The 20,369-nt window shown below is 66.0% G+C and carries 14 protein-coding genes; 12 read left to right on the forward strand and 2 right to left on the reverse strand.

Annotated elements, in window-relative coordinates; translation table 11 throughout:
- The first annotated feature begins 78 nt into the window (after positions 1 to 78).
- Positions 79 to 714 (forward strand): SACE_7040 family transcriptional regulator, encoded by a 636-nt coding sequence (locus AC51GT_RS18615; RefSeq protein ID WP_496326571.1) that lies wholly within the window; start codon positions 79 to 81, stop codon positions 712 to 714.
- Positions 715 to 821: 107 nt separating this feature from the next.
- Here the strand turns inward: AC51GT_RS18615 and AC51GT_RS18620 are convergent, their stop codons facing one another.
- A complete protein-coding gene (locus AC51GT_RS18620) occupies positions 822 to 4,346 on the reverse strand; it encodes an indolepyruvate ferredoxin oxidoreductase family protein (RefSeq protein WP_496329745.1) in 3,525 nt (1,174 codons plus the stop codon).
- Between the two features lie 413 nt (positions 4,347 to 4,759).
- Here AC51GT_RS18620 and AC51GT_RS18625 point away from each other — a divergent pair, with 413 nt between their 5' ends.
- The 11 genes from AC51GT_RS18625 to AC51GT_RS18675 all read left to right on the forward strand — a co-directional run bounded on the left by AC51GT_RS18625 (position 4,760) and on the right by AC51GT_RS18675 (position 18,889).
- Positions 4,760 to 6,343, forward strand: a complete 1,584-nt coding sequence (locus AC51GT_RS18625) for a carboxyl transferase domain-containing protein (RefSeq protein ID WP_496326573.1) — start codon at positions 4,760 to 4,762, stop codon at positions 6,341 to 6,343.
- Between the two features lie 11 nt (positions 6,344 to 6,354).
- Complete coding sequence (locus AC51GT_RS18630) at positions 6,355 to 8,370, forward strand: acetyl/propionyl/methylcrotonyl-CoA carboxylase subunit alpha (RefSeq protein WP_496329746.1); 2,016 nt, start codon at positions 6,355 to 6,357, stop codon at positions 8,368 to 8,370.
- Positions 8,367 to 9,539, forward strand: coding sequence for an acyl-CoA dehydrogenase family protein (locus AC51GT_RS18635; RefSeq protein ID WP_496326575.1), 1,173 nt, complete (start codon positions 8,367 to 8,369; stop codon positions 9,537 to 9,539). The genes AC51GT_RS18630 and AC51GT_RS18635 overlap by 4 nt, the downstream gene beginning before the upstream one ends.
- On the forward strand, positions 9,536 to 10,030 hold the full coding sequence (locus tag AC51GT_RS18640) for a MaoC family dehydratase (RefSeq protein ID WP_496329747.1): 495 nt from the start codon (positions 9,536 to 9,538) through the stop codon (positions 10,028 to 10,030). Before AC51GT_RS18635 ends, AC51GT_RS18640 begins: the two co-directional genes overlap by 4 nt.
- A gap of 31 nt (positions 10,031 to 10,061) precedes the next feature.
- Positions 10,062 to 10,898, forward strand: a complete 837-nt coding sequence (locus tag AC51GT_RS18645; RefSeq protein ID WP_496326577.1) for an HpcH/HpaI aldolase/citrate lyase family protein — start codon at positions 10,062 to 10,064, stop codon at positions 10,896 to 10,898.
- Between the two features lie 27 nt (positions 10,899 to 10,925).
- Positions 10,926 to 12,578, forward strand: a complete 1,653-nt coding sequence (locus tag AC51GT_RS18650; protein WP_496329748.1) for an AMP-binding protein — start codon at positions 10,926 to 10,928, stop codon at positions 12,576 to 12,578.
- 308 nt (positions 12,579 to 12,886) lie between these two features.
- Positions 12,887 to 14,071: a DUF5336 domain-containing protein gene (locus tag AC51GT_RS18655; protein WP_496329749.1), complete on the forward strand. Its 1,185-nt coding sequence runs from the start codon at positions 12,887 to 12,889 to the stop codon at positions 14,069 to 14,071.
- A gap of 185 nt (positions 14,072 to 14,256) precedes the next feature.
- On the forward strand, positions 14,257 to 15,756 hold the full coding sequence (locus AC51GT_RS18660) for a cell division protein PerM (protein WP_496329750.1): 1,500 nt from the start codon (positions 14,257 to 14,259) through the stop codon (positions 15,754 to 15,756).
- A gap of 123 nt (positions 15,757 to 15,879) precedes the next feature.
- Positions 15,880 to 16,488: a phosphoribosylglycinamide formyltransferase gene (gene purN / locus AC51GT_RS18665; RefSeq protein ID WP_496326581.1), complete on the forward strand. Its 609-nt coding sequence runs from the start codon at positions 15,880 to 15,882 to the stop codon at positions 16,486 to 16,488.
- Positions 16,485 to 18,050, forward strand: a complete 1,566-nt coding sequence (gene purH / locus AC51GT_RS18670; RefSeq protein ID WP_496326582.1) for a bifunctional phosphoribosylaminoimidazolecarboxamide formyltransferase/IMP cyclohydrolase — start codon at positions 16,485 to 16,487, stop codon at positions 18,048 to 18,050. The genes purN and purH overlap by 4 nt, the downstream gene beginning before the upstream one ends.
- A gap of 92 nt (positions 18,051 to 18,142) precedes the next feature.
- Positions 18,143 to 18,889 (forward strand): sulfite exporter TauE/SafE family protein, encoded by a 747-nt coding sequence (locus AC51GT_RS18675; protein ID WP_496329751.1) that lies wholly within the window; start codon positions 18,143 to 18,145, stop codon positions 18,887 to 18,889.
- Positions 18,890 to 19,008: 119 nt separating this feature from the next.
- On the opposite strand, the gene AC51GT_RS18680 is transcribed toward AC51GT_RS18675, so the two are convergent.
- On the reverse strand, positions 19,009 to 20,262 hold the full coding sequence (locus AC51GT_RS18680; RefSeq protein ID WP_496329752.1) for a CaiB/BaiF CoA transferase family protein: 1,254 nt from the start codon (positions 20,260 to 20,262) through the stop codon (positions 19,009 to 19,011).
- Positions 20,263 to 20,369 lie beyond the last annotated feature (107 nt).

The raw sequence follows: 20,369 nt of genomic DNA on the forward strand, positions 1-20,369 counted from the left end.
GTACCAGTCATGTGAAGTCTGTGGAACAGACCGATTCGTTGCAGTGGCAGGGGTGTACCTCGGTAGTCTCGACAGACCATGACTTTTGCAACCGAGGGGACATCTGCGACGGAGGGCTCCCCGTCGCCGGCACCGGTGACCCGTCGTGGACTGGCGAAGGCCGCACGCCGGCGTGAACTGCTCGCTGCGGCTGCCCGGCTGATGGCCGAACGGGGTTTTGCCGGTGTGCGACTGGAGGACATCGGCGCCGCGGTCGGTGTCAGTGGTCCGGCGATGTACCGGCATTTCTCCGGGAAGGACGCCGTCCTGGCGGAAATGCTGATCACCATCTCGCAACGCCTGCATGCCGGCGGGCAGGCGGTGGTGGACGAATCCACCGATGACGCCGATGCGTTGGATCGGCTGATCGAGTTCCACGTCGACTTCGCGACCACCGAACCGGAATTGATCCGCGTGCAGGACCGCGACCTGTCGTCCCTGACGCCGGAGGCCAGCCGTGAGGTCCGGCGGTTGCAGCGCCAGTACGTCGAACTGTGGACCGACGTTCTCGTGCGGGTCGACCCGTCGATCCCACGGCAGGAGGGCCGAACTCGCGTGCACGCCGCCTTCGGCCTGATCAACTCGTCCCCGCGGTTACCCGAACTCGAGATCGCCCGCCAGCAGAGGCTGTTGGCGCAGATGGCCCGGGCGGCGCTGACCGCCGCCCGCCCCTGACGAGCTCCTGGCCCTCCCGAAATTCGCGCCACTTGCCTGCGTGTGCGCCGGTTGCAACCGGCGCGTTCGTGAGTAAGCGGCGCGAATTCGGGAGCCGGGGACGCGGATCAGATGCCGAGGGTGGCGGTCCGATCGGCGACGGCCTCCCGGTAGCGGTCGACGTTGGCCAGCTTGATGCTCTCGTAGCCGCGGATCATGTCCGGCAACGCGGCGAGCGCGACGACCTCATGCCGGTGGTCCGGGGTGATGGTCCCGTCGGCCAGTCCGGTCAGTGCCCGGTCGATCATCGCCCGGTATTCCCCGATCAACGCCCGCTCGGTGGTGCGGACGGTGGCCCGGCCGAATGTGTCGAACCGGGTGCCGCGCAGCCGTTTTGCCTTGGCCAGCGCCGCGAGCGCCGGTGCCGCCCGGCGGCCGAGGGCGATCTTCTTCTTCATACCCATCGACCGCAGGGTCGGGGGATGTAGTCGGACCGCGACCTCGGCGTCGTCGCCGAACTGGTCGGCGACCTCGGCGGCGAACGCCGCATCACGGGTCAGTCGGGCGACCTCGTATTCATCCTTGTACGCCATGAGCTTGAAGAGGTTATGTGCCACCGCGTCGGTCAGGTCGTCGATACCGCTGCGCTCCGCGACGTGGGTGACGAACGAGACGTACTCGGCTGCGTAGGCGAGGCTTTGGTATGCGACGAGTTCGTCGACGCGATGTTGGACGGTCTGCCGCACCGCGGGTCGCACGCCGGTCAACTGCGCGGTCAACCGCACCGCGTCCTCACTCGGCTGCCACGGGGACGGGACCGGATGCGTGGCGGAGATGGCCGCGGTGACCGCGTCCCGGTCGGCCACAACTTGACGTCCGCGCCGGAACGCCTGCACATTGCGTTCCACCGCAACCCCATTGAGTTGCACCGCACGTTCGATCGAGGCGGCGGAGATCGGCATCGCGCCGGATTGATAGGCGGCGCCGACCATCAACATGTTCGCGTACTGCTCGTCGCCGAACAGATCGAGTGTCAACGCTCCGGGGTCGAGGTAGATCGCGCGCGCCACCGAGTGGCTGATGGAGTCCGCGATCGCGGCGTGGTCGGGATAGGAGACCGAGGTGTCGATGACCATGGCTCCGGTGGGGACCTTGGTGGTCGACACCACGGCGGTGGTCTTGTCGGGGGAGGCGACCTTGAGGTTTGCGGGATCGACCCCCACCAGACCGTCACAGGACAGGTACATGTCGCAGTCGCCGGTGGCGACCTTGGCGGCCTGCTCGACCACGCCGGCGCTGACCTTGACGTCGCTGACCACCGCACCGCCCTTTTGTGCCAGGCCGGTCATGTCGACTGTCCGGGCGACATGACCGTCGAGGACGGCGGCGGTGGCGATCACCTGGGAGACCGTCACGACACCGGTACCGCCGATTCCGGTGACGCGCAACGTGAATCCGTTGTCGATGGATGTGGACGAAAAGGGCTCGGGCAGTGCGTCAAAACCGATGTCGGCGACGGTGTTGCGGACCTTCTCCTTGCCGGACGGTGTCACCGTGACAAAGGACGGGCAGTCACCCTTCAGGCAGGAGAAGTCGAAGTTGCACGAACTCTGATCGATCCGCGTTTTGCGGCCGAACTCGGTGTCGACCGGATGTACCGACAGGCAGTTCGACTTCTCGCCGCAGTCACCGCAACCCTCACAGATGCGTTCGTTGATCATCACGCGCTGGGTCGGGGTGGGGGCCTTGCCGCGCTTGCGCTTACGGCGCTTCTCCGCGGCGCAGGCCTGATCGTGGACGAGGACGGTGACTCCGGCGGTGGCCGCCAACTCTTGCTGGATGGCCATCATTTCCTCGCGCGGCCGTACCTCGACCCCGGCGGGCAGCCGCAGTGCGCGGGTTCGGATCGGATCATCGGAGGTGACGACGATTCGGCTGACCCGTTCGGCCTGCAGCAGATTCACGATCTGCGGCAGCGTCATCTGACCGACCGGATCCTGGCCGCCGGTCATCGCCACCGTGCCGTTGAACAGCAGTTTGTAGGTGATGTTCGCGCCGGAGGCGACCGCCGATCGCAGGGCGAGCGACCCCGAGTGCATGAACGTGCCGTCGCCGATGTTCTGCACGAAGTGTTGCTGGCTGACAAACGGGGCCATACCGAGCCACTGCGCGCCTTCACCACCCATCTGGGTGACGCCGGCGACGTCTCCGACCTGGTCCGGATCCATCAGCAGAACCATTGCGTGGCAGCCTATTCCGGCACCGACAAGGGTGTCATCGGCCACCTTGGTGGAGCTGTTGTGGGGGCATCCGGAGCAGAAGTAGGGGGTACGGACCGCCAGCGGGAGCTCGATGCGTCCCCGGCTGCGGCCGGTGGTGTCGAGCCAGTTCTGTGCTTGGGGGATCCGATGGTTGCGGGCGAGCCGGCCGGCGAGGCCACGGGTGACCGCATCGATGTCGAGTTCACCGAACCGGGAGAACAGGGTCGACCCGTCTTCGTGCGTCTTGCCGACGATCGCGGGGACGTCGGGGCGGCGGAACAGGATGTCGCGCATCATCGTCTCGATGAAGTCACGCTTCTCCTCGACGACGATCACCTCATCGAGTCCGGAGATGAACTCGTCCATGATCTCGCGCTCGAACGGATAGACCATGCCCATCTTCAGGATTCGGATGCCGAGTCGTGAGAGGTCGGCGTCGGTGATACCGATGAGCCGCAACGCCTCCCGGACGTCCATGTATGTCTTGCCGGCGGCGACGATGCCGATCCGGTCGTCGGGGCTGCGTTGCACGATTCGGTTGAGTCGGTTGATGCGCGCGTATTCGACGGCGCGTGGCAGCCGGACCGTCAGCTGATTCTGCTCGAGCTCCATCAGGTTGGCGCCCAACAGTTTTCCGCTCGGTAGGTGGAGGCTGGTGCCGAGGTCGCCGTAGATGGGCAGGATGCGATCGGGATGGACGTCGGCCGTGGAGGCACCGTCGGCCACATGTGCGGAGATCTTGAACGACGTCCACAGTCCGGAGACCCGCGACATGATGGCGGCGTGGACACCGAGATCGAGGATGTCCTGGGAGTCGGCGGGGTAGAGGATCGGCATGTAGAGGTCGGCCAGCGCCATCTCGGAGGCGCACGGGACGGTGGAGCTCTTGGCGCCGGGATCGTCGCCGACCAGGGCCACGGCTCCGCCGGTGGTGTGGGTGCCGATGATGTTGGCGTGACGCAGTGCGTCGGTAGCGCGGTCCAGACCCGGTGCCTTGCCGTACCAATAGCCCACGACACCGTCCCGCGTGATGCCGTCTGTGCCGGTGGCCAGTGTGCCGACCTGGGCTGCCAACTGCGAACCCATCACCGAGGTTGCGGCGAGTTCTTCGTTCAGGCCGGGGCGGTGGACGATGTCGTACGGGTCGAGGTACTGCGCGCGGCGGGCGATCTCGAGGTCGTATCCGGCCAGCGGCGAACCCTCGTATCCGGAGATGAACGAGGAGGTGTGAAGGTTCTGGCGGCGGTCGAGCCGGGCGCGGTCTCGGACCATGCGCACCAGGGCTTGGATACCGGTGAGATAGACGGTCCCGGACTCCCGGGTGTACCGGTCATCAAGTGAAAACGATTCGATACCTGCAGCGTCGCTGCGGTCGTGCTGGACGAGGGTCATGGCTGTTTACCCGGCTCTCTATTTCGTTGTGATCGCCCCGGGGGTGGTGGGACGAGGACATGCAGTGCGGTAAGCCGATCGTACTGCAACCTGTGACCGCGCCCACATCCGTCGACCGTGCCGAACCAACCGTCGAGCGTGCCGAAACCGCCGTTGACCGTGCCAAAGTTTCCGGCTCCGGTGGAGGTGCGGGACCGATCTCGGTGGTGGGGTCGTCGGCCGGAGAGGTTCAACTGTCGGTTTTGGCCCGCTCGACGGTTGGTTTGGCACGTTCGGCGGTTGGATTGGCACGCTCGAGGGCGGGATCGACGCGGGCAACCGCGACATCGCCGCGGCGAAACACGTGACAATTGGACCCGGAAGCGCGTAACGTCCAATTCAGTTAATCGCTCCTAACTGAAAGGTGGGCGCAGGTGTCCACAACCGCAGTCGCAGGCCAGTGGCGGCAGGCGCACGAAAAGAACGTGACCGAACTGCGCGAACGGCTCGATCGCGTCGCGCGTGGCGGCGGTGACAAGGCCCGCGAGCGTCACCTGTCCCGGGGCAAGTTGCTGCCCCGCGACCGCATCGACACCTTGCTCGACGCCGGCAGTCCCTTCCTCGAGATCGCGCCGTTGGCCGCCGAAGGCATGTACGGCGGCAAGGCTCCGGCCTCCGGGGTCATCGCCGGGATCGGCCGGGTGGCCGGGCGGGAATGCCTGATCATCGCCAACGACGCCACCGTCTCGGGCGGCACGTACTACCCGGTGACGGTCAAGAAGCACCTGCGCGCTCAGGAGATCGCCGCCGCGAACCGGCTGCCCTGCATCTACCTGGTGGACTCAGGCGGCGCGATGCTGCTGGAGCAGGACGAGGTGTTCCCCGATCGCGACCACTTCGGTCGCATCTTCTACAACCAGGCCAACATGAGTGCCGCCGGTATCGCCCAGATCTCGGCGGTCCTGGGATCCTCGACCGCCGGTGGCGCATACGTGCCGGCGATGAGTGACGAGACGGTCATCGTGCGTGACCAGGGCACCATCTTCCTGGCCGGTCCGCCGCTGGTGAAGGCCGCGACCGGCGAGGACGTCAGCGCCGAAGACCTCGGCGGCGGACTCATGCACTCGACGGTCTCGGGCGTGACCGACCATCTCGCCGACAACGACGAAGACGCGCTCGAGCGGGTGCGTCGCATCGTGGCAACGCTCGGTCCCCAGGAGGCGCCGCAGTGGGATGTGCAGCCGGTGCGGGAACCCAAAGCCGCACAGAGCGACCTCTACGACATCGTTCCGACCGACGCCCGCACGCCCTACGACGTGCGTGCCGTGATCGAGACCGTCGTCGACGGTGGTGAATACAACGAGTTCAAGTCGGGGTACGGCACCACGCTGGTGACCGCGTTCGCCCACATTCACGGCCATCCGGTCGGCATCATCGCCAACAACGGCGTGCTGTTCAGCGAAAGTGCACTCAAGGGAGCGCATTTCATCGAACTGTGCGACAAGCGCAAGATCCCGCTGGTGTTCCTGCAGAACATCACCGGCTTCATGGTCGGACGTGAGTACGAGCAGGGCGGTATCGCCAAGAACGGTGCCAAGATGGTCACCGCGGTGGCCTGTGCCCGGGTTCCCAAGTTCACCGTGATCATCGGCGGCTCGTTCGGTGCCGGCAATTACTCGATGTGTGGCCGGGCGTATTCGCCTCGCTTCCTGTGGATGTGGCCCAATGCCCGGATCTCGGTGATGGGTGGGCCTCAGGCTGCCGACACGCTCGGAACTGTGCGCCGCAACCAGATCGAACGCGGCGGCGAGCAATGGGATCCGGCGGACGAAGAGGCGTTCAAGGCCCCGATCCGGGAACAGTTCGAAAAGCAGTCCGACGCCTACTACTCGACCGCCCGGTTGTGGGACGACGGCGTCATCGACCCGGCCGACACCCGCACCGTACTCGGGCTGGCGTTGGCTTCCGCACACCGCGCGCCGTTGGCGCCGGTGTCCTACGGCGTCTTCCGGATGTGAGAGGCACCACCATGGCAACCAAGACAGTCAAAAAAGTTCTCATCGCCAACCGCGGCGAGATAGCCTGCCGGGTCATCCGCACCCTCAAGGCCCACGGAATCCGCAGCGTTGCAGTATATTCCGATGCCGACGCCGATTCACTGCATGTTCGGCTCGCCGACGAGGCGGTCCACATCGGCCCGGCGGCGGCGACCGCGAGCTACCTGGACATCGACAAGGTGATCGGCGCGGCCAAGCGGGTCGGTGCCGACGCGGTGCACCCCGGTTACGGATTCCTCTCGGAGAACGCGGCTTTCGCCCGCGCCCTGCAGGAGGCCTCGATCCTGTTCCTCGGCCCGCCGACCCGGGCCATCGAGGTCATGGGTGACAAGATCGCGGCGCGTGCGGCGGTATCCGAGCGCGACGTCCCGGTGGTCCCGGGCATCTCTCGACCGGGGCTGACCGACGACGAATTGATTGCTGCGGCAGCCGATATCGGATTCCCCGTGCTGATCAAGCCGAGCGCGGGCGGCGGTGGCAAGGGGATGCATCGGGTCGAGGATCCGGCCGCACTGCCGGCTGCGTTGAACACCGCCCGCCGTGAGGCCGGAGCCGCGTTCGGCGACGACACCCTGTTCCTGGAGCGGTTCGTCGACACCCCACGCCACATCGAGGTTCAGGTCCTCGCCGATACCCATGGCAACGTCGTGCATCTCGGTGAACGTGAATGTTCGTTGCAGCGGCGGCATCAGAAGGTCATCGAAGAGGCCCCGTCGGCACTGCTCGACCCCACCACCCGCGCCCGGATCGGCGCGTCCGCCTGCGACGCGGCTCGATCGGTCGGGTACACCGGTGCCGGAACAGTGGAGTTCATCGTCTCGGCGCATCGCCCCGACGAGTTCTTCTTCATGGAGATGAACACCCGCCTGCAGGTCGAACATCCGGTCACCGAACTGGTCACCGGCATCGATCTGGTCGAGTGGCAACTGCGGGTGGCCGCCGGTGAGAAACTGGACTTCGGTCAGGACGATGTGACCATGACCGGTCACGCCATCGAGGCCCGCGTCTACGCCGAGGATCCGGCGGCCGGATTCCTGCCGACCGGTGGTGAACTGCTCTTGGTCGACGAGCCGAGCGGCCCCGGGATCCGGGTCGACTCCGGCATCGTCACCGGTGGAGTGGTCGGCAGCGACTACGATCCGATGCTCGCCAAAGTCATTGTCCACGGCGATGACCGGGCGGATGCCATCGAACGGCTGCGGGCCGCACTGGCCGACACCCATGTGCTCGGGGTGCGCACCAACATCGACTTCTGTCGGTCTGTGCTCGATGAGCCGCGGGTCCGCGACGGTGACCTCGACACCGAACTGCTCGATCGCCTCATCGTCGACTACACGCCGCCGGCCGTCCCCTCCGAGGCGCTGGCACTGGTCGGTCTGCACCGGACCCGACGCGCGCGGCATGCGGGCACGCCGTGGACCTCCGAGGTCGGCTGGCGGATCGGCGGCGCCGCACCCACGCGCACCCGTCTGCAGGTCGGTGACGAGAAACTCACCGTGGCGGTGACCGGCCCCGAAACCGATGCCCGCGTGGAGGTCGGTGACTGGAGCGCGTCGGCGGCACTGTTCGGCGAGCGCCTGACCGTGGACGGAGACGGTGCGCGCTGGCTCATCGCCGAATCGGATCCGGACGCCGAACTGGGTCACGAGAACCACCAGAGTTACTGGATCAGTGGTCCCGGCGGCATCTGGGAGGTTGCCACCGCGCACATCCTGAAGTCGTCGGACACCGACGAAGCACTCAGTGAGATCACCAGCCCGATGCCGGGAACCGTTGTGGCGGTGCTCAATCCCGGCGGCGAAGCGGTCGAGGCCGGTGCCCCGGTGCTGGTGGTCGAAGCGATGAAGATGGAACACACCCTGACTGCACCACGCGGCGGTGATCTCACTGTCTCGGTGAAGGTCGGCGACAAGGTCGCCGCCGGCCAATCGCTTGCGATAGTGGCCGAACGCGCAGTGACAGACAACCCGGAAGGAACACCCGCATGACCGTCACCGACGACTTGACGACCGAATACGACGAACTCCGCAAAACCGTTGCCGACTTCGCGCAGCAGGTGGTTGCGCCGGTATCGGCCAAACATGATGCCGAGCACAGCTTTCCGTACGACGTGGTCCGGCAGATGGGGGAGATGGGCCTGTTCGGTCTGCCGTTCCCCGAGGAATACGGCGGCATGGGCGGCGACTACTTCGCCCTCGCGTTGGCCCTGGAAGAACTCGGCAAGGTCGATCAGTCCGTTGCCATCACCCTCGAGGCAGGCGTCGGCCTGGGTGCGATGCCGATCTACCGGTTCGGCAACGAAGAGCAGAAGCAGACCTGGCTGCCCGACCTGACCGCCGGCAAGAGGCTGGCCGGATTCGGTCTGACCGAACCCGGTGCCGGCTCGGACGCCGGGGCCACGGCCACCACCGCCAAGCAGGACGGCGGTCAGTGGGTGATCAACGGCTCCAAGCAGTTCATCACCAACTCCGGCACCGACATCACCTCGCTGGTCACGGTCACCGCTGTGACCGGTACGCGTTCACCCGGCGCCGACGGCCGTCCCCGCAAGGAGATCTCGACCATCATCGTGCCCAGTGGCACACCGGGATTCACCGCCGAACCGGCCTACAACAAGGTCGGCTGGAATGCCTCCGACACCCATCCGCTGAGTTTCGACGACGCCCGGGTCCCGGAAGAGAACCTGCTCGGCGAACGCGGCCGCGGATACGCCAACTTCCTGTCGATCCTCGACGAGGGCCGGATCGCCATCGCCGCACTGGCGACCGGTGTCGCTCAGGGATGCGTGGACGAGAGCGTGAAGTACGCCAAGGAACGGCAGTCCTTCGGCCGGCCCATCGGCGACTACCAGTCGGTGTCGTTCTCGATTGCGCGGATGGAGGCGCGGGCCCACACCGCCCGCACCGCCTACTACCACGCAGCGTCGAAGATGCTGGCGGGCAAGCCTTTCAAGAAAGAAGCCGCGATCGCCAAACTCGTGTCCAGTGAGGCGGCGATGGACAACGCCCGGATGGCAACGCAGATCCACGGGGGCTACGGCTTCATGAACGAGTACCCGGTGGCCCGCCACTACCGCGACTCGAAGATCCTCGAGATCGGTGAGGGCACCACCGAGGTCCAGTTGATGCTGATCGCACGTGAGCTGGGGTTCGCATGAGCACCACACCGGAAACCGAACCGAAGCGCGTCACACAGCGCGGTCTGTACTTCGAAGAGTTCGAGATCGACACCGTGTACGAACACCGTCCGGGCCGTACGGTCACCGAGGCCGACAACGTGCTGTTCACGACATTGACGATGAACACCCAAGCCCTGCATCTCGATGCGGCGTTCGCCGCCGAGCAGCCGGGATTCGGTGGTCAGCGCCTGATCAATTCGATGTTCACGCTCTCGACCATCGTCGGTCTGTCCGTGAGTCAGCTGACCCAGGGAACCCTGGTGGCCAACCTCGGTTTTTCGGAGATCGCCTTCCCGAAGCCGCTCTTCGGCGGCGACACGCTGTACGCCGAGACGGTGTGCACCGGCAAAAGGGAAAGCAAATCCAGGCCCGGCGAAGGCGTGGTGTCACTGCGTCATATAGGAAAGAATCAGCATGGTGACATAGTTGCTGTGGCACAGCGATCGACATTGGTTCGGAAGAACCCGTGACCATTGAGATAGACGCACAGGAGGGAAATCGGTGACGAACTGGAGTCCACCGGGGCCGGCGATTTTGTTCGTCCCGGCCGATCGGCCGGAGCGATACGCCAAGGCTGCCGAACGTGCCGACGCGGTGATCATCGATCTCGAGGACGCGGTCCGTCCCGAAGCCCGCGACGATGCGCGCGAGGCGCTGATCAACAACCCGATCGACCCGAACCTCACCATGGTCCGGATCAATCCGGCGGGCACGGGCGATCATCTCAAGGATCTCAAGGCGCTGGCGCAGACCGACTACCGCGTGGTGATGCTGGCGAAGGCCGAGAGCGCGGACCAGTTGCTGCAGATCGGTTACCAGGTGGTGGCGCTGGTGGAGACCCCGCTGGGGGCGATCCAGGCCGATCAGATCGCCGCGGCACCCAACTGCATCGGATTGATGTGGGGCGCCGAAGATCTGATCGCCGCGATGGGTGGGCGGTCGAGCCGGTTCACCGCCGGTGAAGCGAACACCGGCCGGTACCGCGATGTGGCCCGTCAGGTTCGCGGCATGGTCCGGCTGGCCTGTGCCAGTCACGGGCGTTTCGCCGTCGACGCGGTCCATATCGAGATCGCCGACACCGAGGGTTTGCGACTCGAGGCCCTCGACGCGGTGAATCAGGGTTACGAGGCCACCGCCTGTATCCATCCGTCCCAGGTCGAGATCGTGCGGGCGGCCTATCGTCCCACCGATGACGAGGTCAAGTGGGCGCGCGAAGTCCTCGCGGCCGCAGCCGACAATCCCGGCGGTGTCTTCCGGGTCGGTGGCCAGATGATCGATTCGCCACTTCTCGGACAGGCCGAGGCCATCATGAGGAGGGTTGATCCAGCCACGGATTGACCGGGTGTGACCAGTGAGGAGACAACGATGTCTGACCGCTCGTCGGCAAGGGGCGCCGAAAGTGCGCCGCTGTCATACGCCAAAGGTGAAGAAGAACCACCACTGCTGAACCTGACCATCGGCGAATCGCTTCGTGATACCGCGGAGCGATTCGCCGACCGCGACGCCCTGATCGACGTGCCGACCGGTCGTCGGTGGACGTATGCGCAGTTGCGGCAGCAGGTTCGTGCCCTTGCCGCCGGTCTGTCGCGCAGTGGTCTGGGGCCCGGCGATCGCCTCGGTTTGTGGGCTCCGAACTGCGCCGAGTGGGTGCTGACCCAATACGCCGCAGCCGAACTCGGCGTCATCCTGGTGAACCTCAATCCCGCCTACCGGCAGACCGAGATCGAGTTCGCGCTGACCCAATCCGGTGCGCGCACGGTCATCGCCGCCCGTGAATTCCGCGGCGCCGACTACGCGGGCATGCTGGACACCGCCCTCGAAACCTGCGATGCCTTGCAATCGGTGGTGTTGCTCGACAGTCCGGCATGGGACGAATTGTGTTCCACACCAACCGAATCCGAGCTCACCGCCCTGGACGACATCGCCGGGTCGCTGGGTCAGGACGACGCGATCAACATCCAGTACACCTCGGGAACCACCGGAAACCCGAAGGGTGCCACGCTTTCCCACCGCAACATCCTCAACAACGGCTATCTGGTCGGTGAGTTGTGCGGTTACAGCGATGCGGACCGGATCTGCATCCCGGTGCCGTTCTACCACTGCTTCGGCATGGTGATGGGCAACCTTGCGGCCACGACCCATGGTGCAACCATCGTCATCCCGGCGCCCGGTTTCGACCCCGCGTTGTCGCTGAAAGCCGTTGCGGCGGAGAAGTGTACGAGTCTGTACGGTGTGCCGACGATGTTCATCGCCGAATTGGCGCTGGCCGATTTCGAGAGCTATGACCTCAGTTCACTGCGAACCGGCATCATGGCCGGGTCTCCGTGTCCGGCGGAGGTCATGCGTCAGGTCATCGACCGGATGCACATGGCGGAGGTGTCGATCTGCTACGGAATGACCGAGACCGCGCCCGTCTCGACGCAGACCCGCACCGACGACACCTTCGAGCGCCGGGTCGGCACAGTGGGGCGCGTCGGACCACATCTGGAGATCAAGATCGTCGACCCGGCGACCGGTGACATCGTCCCGCGCGGTGAGACCGGTGAGTTCTGTACCCGCGGTTACAGCGTCATGATCGGGTACTGGAATCAGCCAGACAAGACCGCCGAGGTACTCGACGCCGACGGCTGGATGCACACCGGCGATCTGGCGGTCATGGACGAACACGGTTACGTCCAGATCACCGGCCGGATCAAGGACATGGTGATCCGCGGGGGAGAGAACATCTACCCGCGGGAGATCGAAGAGTTCCTCTACACACACCCGGACATCCTCGATGCCCAGGTCATCGGCGTACCGGATGAGAAATACGGCGAGGAACTGATGGCGTGGATTCAATTGCGCGACGGTGCAGAGGCTTTCACGGTGGACGATCTCAAAGCGTTTGCGGACGGCAAGATCGCCCGACACAAGATCCCGAAATACGTGCACCTGGTCGACGAGTTCCCGATGACCGTGACCGGCAAGGTTCGCAAGGTCCAGATGCGACTGCAGGCGCGGGAGATTCTCGATATCTGACGGGTTCGCCGAAAGTATTCGCATCGGCTTTGTGGTTCGGGAATATTCGTTGCGGTAATTCCGTCGCCGAGCCTATCGGTGGGAATCGGCGAGTCCCACCAATGATTGTCGGTATCAAATATGCTGATGAAAGCGGCAAATACGTCGGCCTCGGAAGTTCATCGGTGGCCACGATCAGCGAGTTCGGCCTGTTCAGGCGCTGACCGTAGGTTGTAAGCAGGACAACCCGACCAAATCGGCCGCCGTCGGCCCAGACGCATGTACTAGCGTGGGTCGCGACACCAAGTCCTCAAACGCAGGAGTGGAAAATGAGCTATCAACCCGGGGGGTCCGGCTACGGCTCGCAGCAGCCGTACCAAGGCTCCCAGTACCCCGGCGCGGGACAACCCGAAGCCGGAGCGCAGCAATACGGTCAGGGTTACGGCCAGCAGCCGGCCCAGGGATACGGACAGCAGTCGGGCGGTCAGCAGGGTTACGGCCAGCAGCCGCCGCAGGGTTATGGACAGCAGTCGGGCGGTCAGCAGGGTTACGGCCAGCAGCCGCCGCAGGGTTACGGACAGCAGCCCGCCGGGCAACAGGGTTACGGCCAGCAGGCCTACGGCTACGGCCAGCAGGGTTATTCACAGCCCGCGGCCCGGCAGGGCCTGCCCGCCGCGATCAGGAACTACCTGGTTTACGCACTCGGCGCGCTCGGCCTGATCAACTTCTTCCTCGGCTTCGCTCCGGTGATCGACATGGAGGGCCTCGAGAACAACCACATGTTCCAGTGGGAGGCCACCGCGCTGACGATCCTCGGTGCGGCCGGCCTGATCGCACTGTCGACGCTGCTGCTCCGGCAGGAAACGAAGTTCAGCGGTGTGGTCGCCGCGATGTCGGTGATCGGTGGCCTGCTGATCCTGTTCCAGTTCTTCACCAAGGGTGAAGGCGACGCCGGTCTCGGATTCATCCTGGTGATCGTCTTCGGCATCATTCAGGCTGCCGTCGCGGTGGCATGGATGCTCGTCGAGGCCGGCATCATCAAGACCGCGTCCGCCGACTCGGCAGCGTCCACCGCGTCCACCTCGTCCGGCTCGCGGCAGGCCTCGACCGAGTCGACACCGAGCTACGGACAGAGCAGCGCGTACGGACAGTCGTCCGGCTACGGAACGGGCTACGGCCAGGCGTCATCGGGCCAGAGCGCGTCGAGCTCCGGTAGCCACCAGGCCGCGCAGAGCAACCCGTACGCGCAGGCCGGTTACGGCCAGAGCGCCACCGGCTCGGAATCGGCGGGCACGAGCAAGCCCGGCAGTTCCGATGCAACGACGGCGGTTCCGTCCGCCAACCCGTCGACCGCACCGCAGCCGAGCACACCTCCGTCGGCGCAGCCGAGTGCTCCGGCACCGGGTGCACATCCGGGCGCGACCTCGTACCAGGCGCCGGGCGCCTCGAGCGCCGAGGACCGCCCGAGCCAGACCGGCGATCAGACGACACAGTTCAAGTCGCCGGAACGCTAGAAATCAGCTGAATGCCGGTACGGGAACAATTCCCGTACCGAACTACACACCGGACAGTTGCGGCGGCAGACGTCGCAACTGTCCGGTGTGTTTTGAACAATGGTGTGGCAATTCATCAATTCGTAAAATTGCATTCGTCGGCGCGCCTGCCCATCGGTGTGCGCTACAAATGACACCCTGGGCCAGTGGTCAGTTCTACAGCGGAAAACCTCGCCGCGCGTCTGCGCGAGATACGCCGCTCACGCCGTGCCGCCGAGGTCGGTGCCGCGGATTCGACCCGGGCGCTGGTCCAGCTCGCCTTCGGGACCACAGCGGCCACGCTCGGACTACTGATCCTGGTTGCGAAGGTCACCCTGCTGACCGTGGGAGACGGTCTCGGGAGCCTGCCCGCGACGGTGGCCTCGATGTGGTTCGCCATTCATCAGGTGCCCATGACCGTGGGCGATGTGACCGTCGGAGTGATGCCCCTGGCTCCCACCCTGTTGATGATGTTCGCGGTGGGACGCTCCACGGCCCGGGCCACCGACATCGACCGTCCGCATTCGGAGGTCGCCGCGGTGGTCCTGGCCGCCGTGGGCGGGCCCCTGCTCGCCACCGTGCTGTCGCTGGCCGTGGTGATGGACGCGTCGACGGTGATGACCTTGCAGAGCCCGAATGCGCTGTTGGCCTTCGTCTGCACGTTCGCGGTCCAGGCGCTGGGCGCCGCCGGCGGTGTCGCCTACAAATGGTGGCCGACGATCGTGGTGCGGACCGGCGTGGCCGATTGGGTTCTCAAAGGACTGCGCTGCGGCCTGATCGCGGTGACCGGGCTGTTCACGCTCGGCGCGCTGGTCGTCGCGTTCCGGCTCATCATCAACTGGTCGGTTGCCGGTGAGTTGCTGTCGTCGGGCAACGGTGTGGCCGGCACGCTCGGACTGTTCTTGCTCTCACTGCTCTATCTGCCCAACGTGGTGATCGGCGCGGCGGCCGTATTGGTCGGTGCCCCCGTACAGGTCGGCGGCGCGACCGCGGACCTCTTCGGTTCGGTCGGCGGACAGGTGCCGCCGCTGCCGATCCTGGCGGTGCTTCCCGACGGCGGTGGCGGCCCGTGGGGTCTGATCCTGCTGGGCGGCGTCGCCGGGGTGTCCCTGGTGATCGCGCGTCTGTGCGTGGATATGTCACTGCTGCGCAACATCCGCACGGTCGTGGTGGCCGCAGGTCTGACGTCGCTGGCGATCGTGGCCGCCGCTGCGGTGTCCGGTGGACGACTCGGTGTGCTCGGCGAGGTCGCCGTGAACCTGCCGGTGGTGGGTGTGTTCGCATTCGGCTGGATCGCCGTCGTCGGCTCGGTGATGGCACTGATCCACAGCGCCCTGCCGTCGACCCGACGAACTCGCGCGCGGGCCATGAACCTCATCTACGACGATTACGCCCCCGAGGACTTCGACGAGTACGACGACTCCGACGAGGTCGCGGAGGCGGCCCCGGCGGAGCTCGAAATCGAGTATCACGAGCCGGCCGCGATCCCGATCCTCGATCGGGACGCCGATGCCCTGGACGAGGTCGCTCCGGCGATCGACGGCTGGGATGTCGACGATTGGGTCACCGAGACCGATTGGGACGACGCCGACTCCGAGATGATCGACGCGGTCGGCGGCGAGGAACTGGTCTCGACCGACGAGTTCGGTACCCGACGGCCTCGCTGAAACGGCAGCGATTAGGCTCGACAGCGCGAGACGAGGCATCTGCGGGTCACTCGATGAGAGGCCCGCGTCGTCCGTCGATTTTCCGTTCAAACCCAGAGTTCGAGGAGTTCCACACTGGACGCCATGCCGTCAGTCACCCCGGTGTCCGTTGTCATCCTCGCGTCGGGCGCGGGTTCGCTGGCCTCGGCATTGCTCGACGCTGCCGAGGACGACGACTATCCGGGCACCGTGGTCGCGATGGTGACCGACCGGGACTGCGCAGCTGAGCAGGCGGCGCGTCGACGCGGCGTGGACACGGCGATCGTCCCGATGATGAGTGACCGTTCCGAATGGGATCGCAAGCTCGCCGACACCGTTGCCGCGTTCAAACCAGACCTGGTGGTGGCGGCGGGATTCATGAAGATCCTGGGTCCGGAGTTCATCGCCCGTTTCGGTGGCCGCATCATCAATGCGCACCCCGCGTTGCTGCCGTCGTTCCCCGGCGCACACGCGGTGGCCGATGCACTGGCCCACGGTGTGAAAGTGACCGGCTCGACCATTCATCTGGTCGACAGCGGTGTGGACACCGGGCCGATCCTCGCGCAGGCCCCGGTCGCCGTGCAGACCAGCGACGACGAGATCACGTTGCACGAACGAATCAAGATGGTCGAACGGGTGCTGCTTGTCGCGGTGGTGCGTTCGATCGCCACCAAAGGTGTTGTCATCGAAGGACGAAAGGCCCACATTCCGTGAGTAATGACCTGCAGCGCAAGCCCTTCCGTCGGGCATTGGTCAGCGTGTACGACAAGTCCGGGCTGACCGAACTCGCCAAGGGGTTGCACGCCGGCGGCGTCGAGATCGTATCGACCGGTTCGACGGCCAAGAAGATCGCCGAGGCCGGTGTCCCGGTCATCGAGGTCTCCGAACTGACCGGTTTCCCCGAGTGCCTCGAAGGCCGGGTCAAGACCCTGCATCCGATGGTGCACGCCGGCATCCTGGCCGACACCCGCAAGGACGCCCACAACGAGAAGCTCGCCGAACTCGGTATCGCCGCGTTCGAGTTGGTCATCGTGAACCTCTACCCGTTCACCGAGACCGTGGCCTCCGGTGCGACTCCCGATGAGTGCGTCGAGCAGATCGACATCGGTGGACCGTCGATGGTGCGCGGTGCCGCCAAGAACCATCCATCCGTCGGCGTCGTCGTCGACCCCACCGACTATTCGGATGTCCTGGCCGCGGTCGAAGCCGGAGGCTTCACCCTCTCCGAGCGTAAGTCGCTGGCCGCCAAGGCGTTCCGTCACACCGCCGACTACGACATCGCGGTCGCCGAGTGGATGGGTCGCGTCGTCGCGCCCGAGCCCGACAGCGAGTTCCCCGTCTGGGCGGGCAAGAGCTGGGAGCTCTCGTCGGTCCTGCGCTACGGCGAGAACCCGCACCAGCCGGCCGCGCTCTACGTCAGCAGCACCGAGGCCCCGGGTCTGGCCCAGGCCGAGCAGCTGCACGGCAAAGAGATGAGCTACAACAACTACACCGACGCCGACGCCGCCTGGCGGGCCGCCTACGACTTCACCGATCCCGCGGTCGCGATCATCAAGCACGCCAACCCCTGTGGCATCGCGACGTCGGAGAACATCGCCGAGGCACATCGCAAGGCGCACGCGTGTGATCCGGTCAGTGCCTACGGCGGCGTGATCGCGGCCAACCGTCCGGTGAGTCTGGAGATGGCCGAGCAGATCGCCGAGATCTTCACCGAGGTCGTCGTCGCCCCGGCATTCGAAGATGGCGCGCTCTCGGTCCTGACCCGCAAGAAGAACGTCCGGGTGCTGCTCGCGCAGCCCCCGCGCCGCGACGCCGTGGAATTGAAGCCGGTGAGCGGCGGGGTGCTCGTCCAGCACCGCGACATCCTCGACGCCGACGGTGACTCGCCGGAGAACTGGCAGTTGGCCGCCGGCGAAGCCGCCGACGCGGCAACCCTGGCCGACCTCGAGTTCGCCTGGCGGGCCTGCCGCTCGGTGAAGTCCAACGCAATTCTGCTGGCGTCGGATCGGGCGTCGGTCGGTGTCGGTATGGGTCAGGTCAACCGCGTCGACTCCGCACATCTGGCGGTGACGCGTGCCGGTGACCGGGCTCGCGGCAGCGTCGGTGCGTCCGATGCGTTCTTCCCGTTCCCGGACGGACTGCAGGTGCTCATCGACGGTGGCGTGAAAGCTGTTGTGCAGCCCGGTGGTTCGATTCGTGACAACGAGGTGATCGCGGCCGCCAACGAGGCAGGCATCACCCTCTATCTGACCGGGGCCCGGCACTTCGCCCACTGACCCCCCCGCAAACGAGCCACCTTTACGAAGACGAGCCACATATTTGTGGCTCGTCTTCGTATTTCCGGCTCGTTTGCGGGGGTGCATGAGCGATGCGGTACGTTGCGCCGGTGGCAGAACTGGCGTTCTTGATTGCCGCCGGCTTTCTTGCCGGTGTGGTGGGTTACGTGACCGGGCTCGCCTCGATCGTCAGTTATCCGGCTCTGTTGCTGGCGGGCCTGCCGCCGATCACCGCCAATGTCACGAATACGGTGGCGCTGATCCCGGTGGGTATCGGCAGTGCGACGTCCGCGCGGGCATCGATCACGTTCGACCGCCGCCTGCTGGCGTTGCTCGGCTGCGCGGGTGCCGGCGGCCTGGTCGGTGCGGTGGTCCTGCTGCTGACGTCGGCGAGCACGTTCGAGGCCGTGGTCCCGTACCTGGTCGCGGTCGCGGCCCTTGCGGTGTTGTGCCAGCCGATGATTCGCCAGATGTCCGGTCATCGCGACATCCCCGGGATACTGCCCGTCGCGGTGTTCGTCATCGCGATCTACGGCGGCTATTTCGGTGCCGGTGCCGGGATCATCTTCCTGGCCGTCTCATTGATCGCGACGACGCAGACGATCTGGCAGGCAACACTGTTCAAGTCGGTGCTGCTGGCCGCCTCGAATGCCGTTGCCGCCCTGGTGTTCGTGATCTTCGGATCCATCGACTGGGGCGCGGCCGCCGCGATGGGCCTCGGTTGCCTGGCCGGCGGCTGGGTCGGACCACCGGTGGCGTCCAGGATTCCGGCCACACCCCTGCGAATTGCCATCGCATCAGCCGGTTTCGGGCTGGCGATCTGGCTGGCCTTCCGCTGAGCAGACATCCCCACAGGAGCCGGCAGTCCCCAAACGAGCCGGTAATACGAAGACGAGCCACAAATATGTGGCTCGTCTTCGTATTACCGGCTCGTTTGCGAGGAGTCGGTGGGACGGGGTCAGAGGACGCCGTCGGCCTTCAATGCCGAGATGGCGTCGTCGTCGAGGTGCAGGAGTTCACTGAGCACCTCGGTGTTGTGACGGCCCGGGACCGACGGACCCGCATTGCGGATCCGGCCCGGCGTGCCGGTCAGTTTCGGGACGATGCCCGGCCCGAGGACGTCTTCGCCGATGCGTTCGTCGAAGTGCGGGGTGATCATGTCGCGGGCCAGCAGTTGGGGATCGTTGACGACCTCGGCGACGGTGTTGATCGGCCCGACGACCACTCCGGCCGCCTTGAGCACCTCGATGAGGTGGTCCTTGGGTTGTTCGGCGGTCCACTGGGCGACGATCTCGTCGATCGCGTCCTGGTTCTCGCCGCGGGCCCCGTGATCGGCGAATCGGGGATCGGTCGCCAGTTCGGGTTGGCCCATCGCGATGCAGAGGCGCCGGAAGACGGTGTCCTGGTTGGCCCCGATGACCACCATGCCGCCGTCGCCGGTGGGGTAGATGTTCGACGGTGCGATACCCGCGAGCCGCGTGCCGGACGGTCCGCGGACCACACCGCCCTGGTCGTAGTCGGGGATGGTCGATTCCTGAACCGCCAGACAGGCCTCGTTCAGTGCGACGTCCACGATCTGGCCTTCGCCGGTGACGGTGCGGCGGTAGAGCGCTGCCAGCGCGCCGTGCACGGCGAACATCCCGGCAAGCGTGTCCCCGAGGGACAGGGCGATGCGGGGCGGTGGCTGGTCGGGGTAGCCGTTGAGGTGGCGCAGTCCGCTCTCGGCCTCGGCGACCGAGGCGTACCCCGCGCGACCGGCATCGGGCCCGGTCTGTCCGTAACCCGAGACGCGCACGAGGATGATGCCCCGATTGCGTTCACGGAGTACGTCGTAGCCGATGTCCAGTTTTTCGAGGGTGCCGGGACGAAAGTTCTCGACGATCATGTCGGCCTGCTCGACGAGCTCCAGGAAGATCTCGCGGCCACGTTCACTGCGAAGGTTCAGCGTGATCGCGCGCTTGTTGCGCGCGTAGACGGTCCACAGGAAGTGGTGTCCGTCGCGTTCGGCCTGGCCCCATCCGCGTAGTGGGTCCGGCGACGTCGGGGCCTCGATCTTGATCACGTCGGCGCCGAGGTCGCCCAGCAGACGGGCACCGAAAGGGCCGGCGATCAGCGAACCCAACTCGAGGACCCTGATCCCGTCGAGTGCTCCGGTGGGGGCTGTGGGGTCGGGTCCCGATGCCGCTGCTGGAGACGGTGTGGTGCTTGTCATCTCCCCAGTTTGTCGAACCGCGAGCCACCGGGGGCAGCCGGGCTCTGTCGGCGTGTCGCGGAGGCAACCCGGGACGGGCGCAACAGTCGCTCGCGAGTTCCTCTGCG

It is taken from the genome of Williamsia sp. z34 (assembly GCF_059553395.1).

Coding starts and splice junctions, on each gene's coding strand:
- AC51GT_RS18650 (WP_496329748.1), top strand. CDS start 10,926: ATGTCTGACCGCTCGTCGGCAAGGGGCGCCGAAAGTGCGCCGCTGTCA.
- AC51GT_RS18620 (WP_496329745.1), bottom strand. CDS start 4,346: ATGACCCTCGTCCAGCACGACCGCAGCGACGCTGCAGGTATCGAATCG.
- AC51GT_RS18635 (WP_496326575.1), top strand. CDS start 8,367: ATGACCGTCACCGACGACTTGACGACCGAATACGACGAACTCCGCAAA.
- AC51GT_RS18680 (WP_496329752.1), bottom strand. CDS start 20,262: ATGACAAGCACCACACCGTCTCCAGCAGCGGCATCGGGACCCGACCCC.
- AC51GT_RS18675 (WP_496329751.1), top strand. CDS start 18,143: ATGCGGTACGTTGCGCCGGTGGCAGAACTGGCGTTCTTGATTGCCGCC.
- AC51GT_RS18615 (WP_496326571.1), top strand. CDS start 79: ATGACTTTTGCAACCGAGGGGACATCTGCGACGGAGGGCTCCCCGTCG.
- AC51GT_RS18640 (WP_496329747.1), top strand. CDS start 9,536: ATGAGCACCACACCGGAAACCGAACCGAAGCGCGTCACACAGCGCGGT.
- AC51GT_RS18655 (WP_496329749.1), top strand. CDS start 12,887: ATGAGCTATCAACCCGGGGGGTCCGGCTACGGCTCGCAGCAGCCGTAC.
- purN (WP_496326581.1), top strand. CDS start 15,880: ATGCCGTCAGTCACCCCGGTGTCCGTTGTCATCCTCGCGTCGGGCGCG.
- AC51GT_RS18630 (WP_496329746.1), top strand. CDS start 6,355: ATGGCAACCAAGACAGTCAAAAAAGTTCTCATCGCCAACCGCGGCGAG.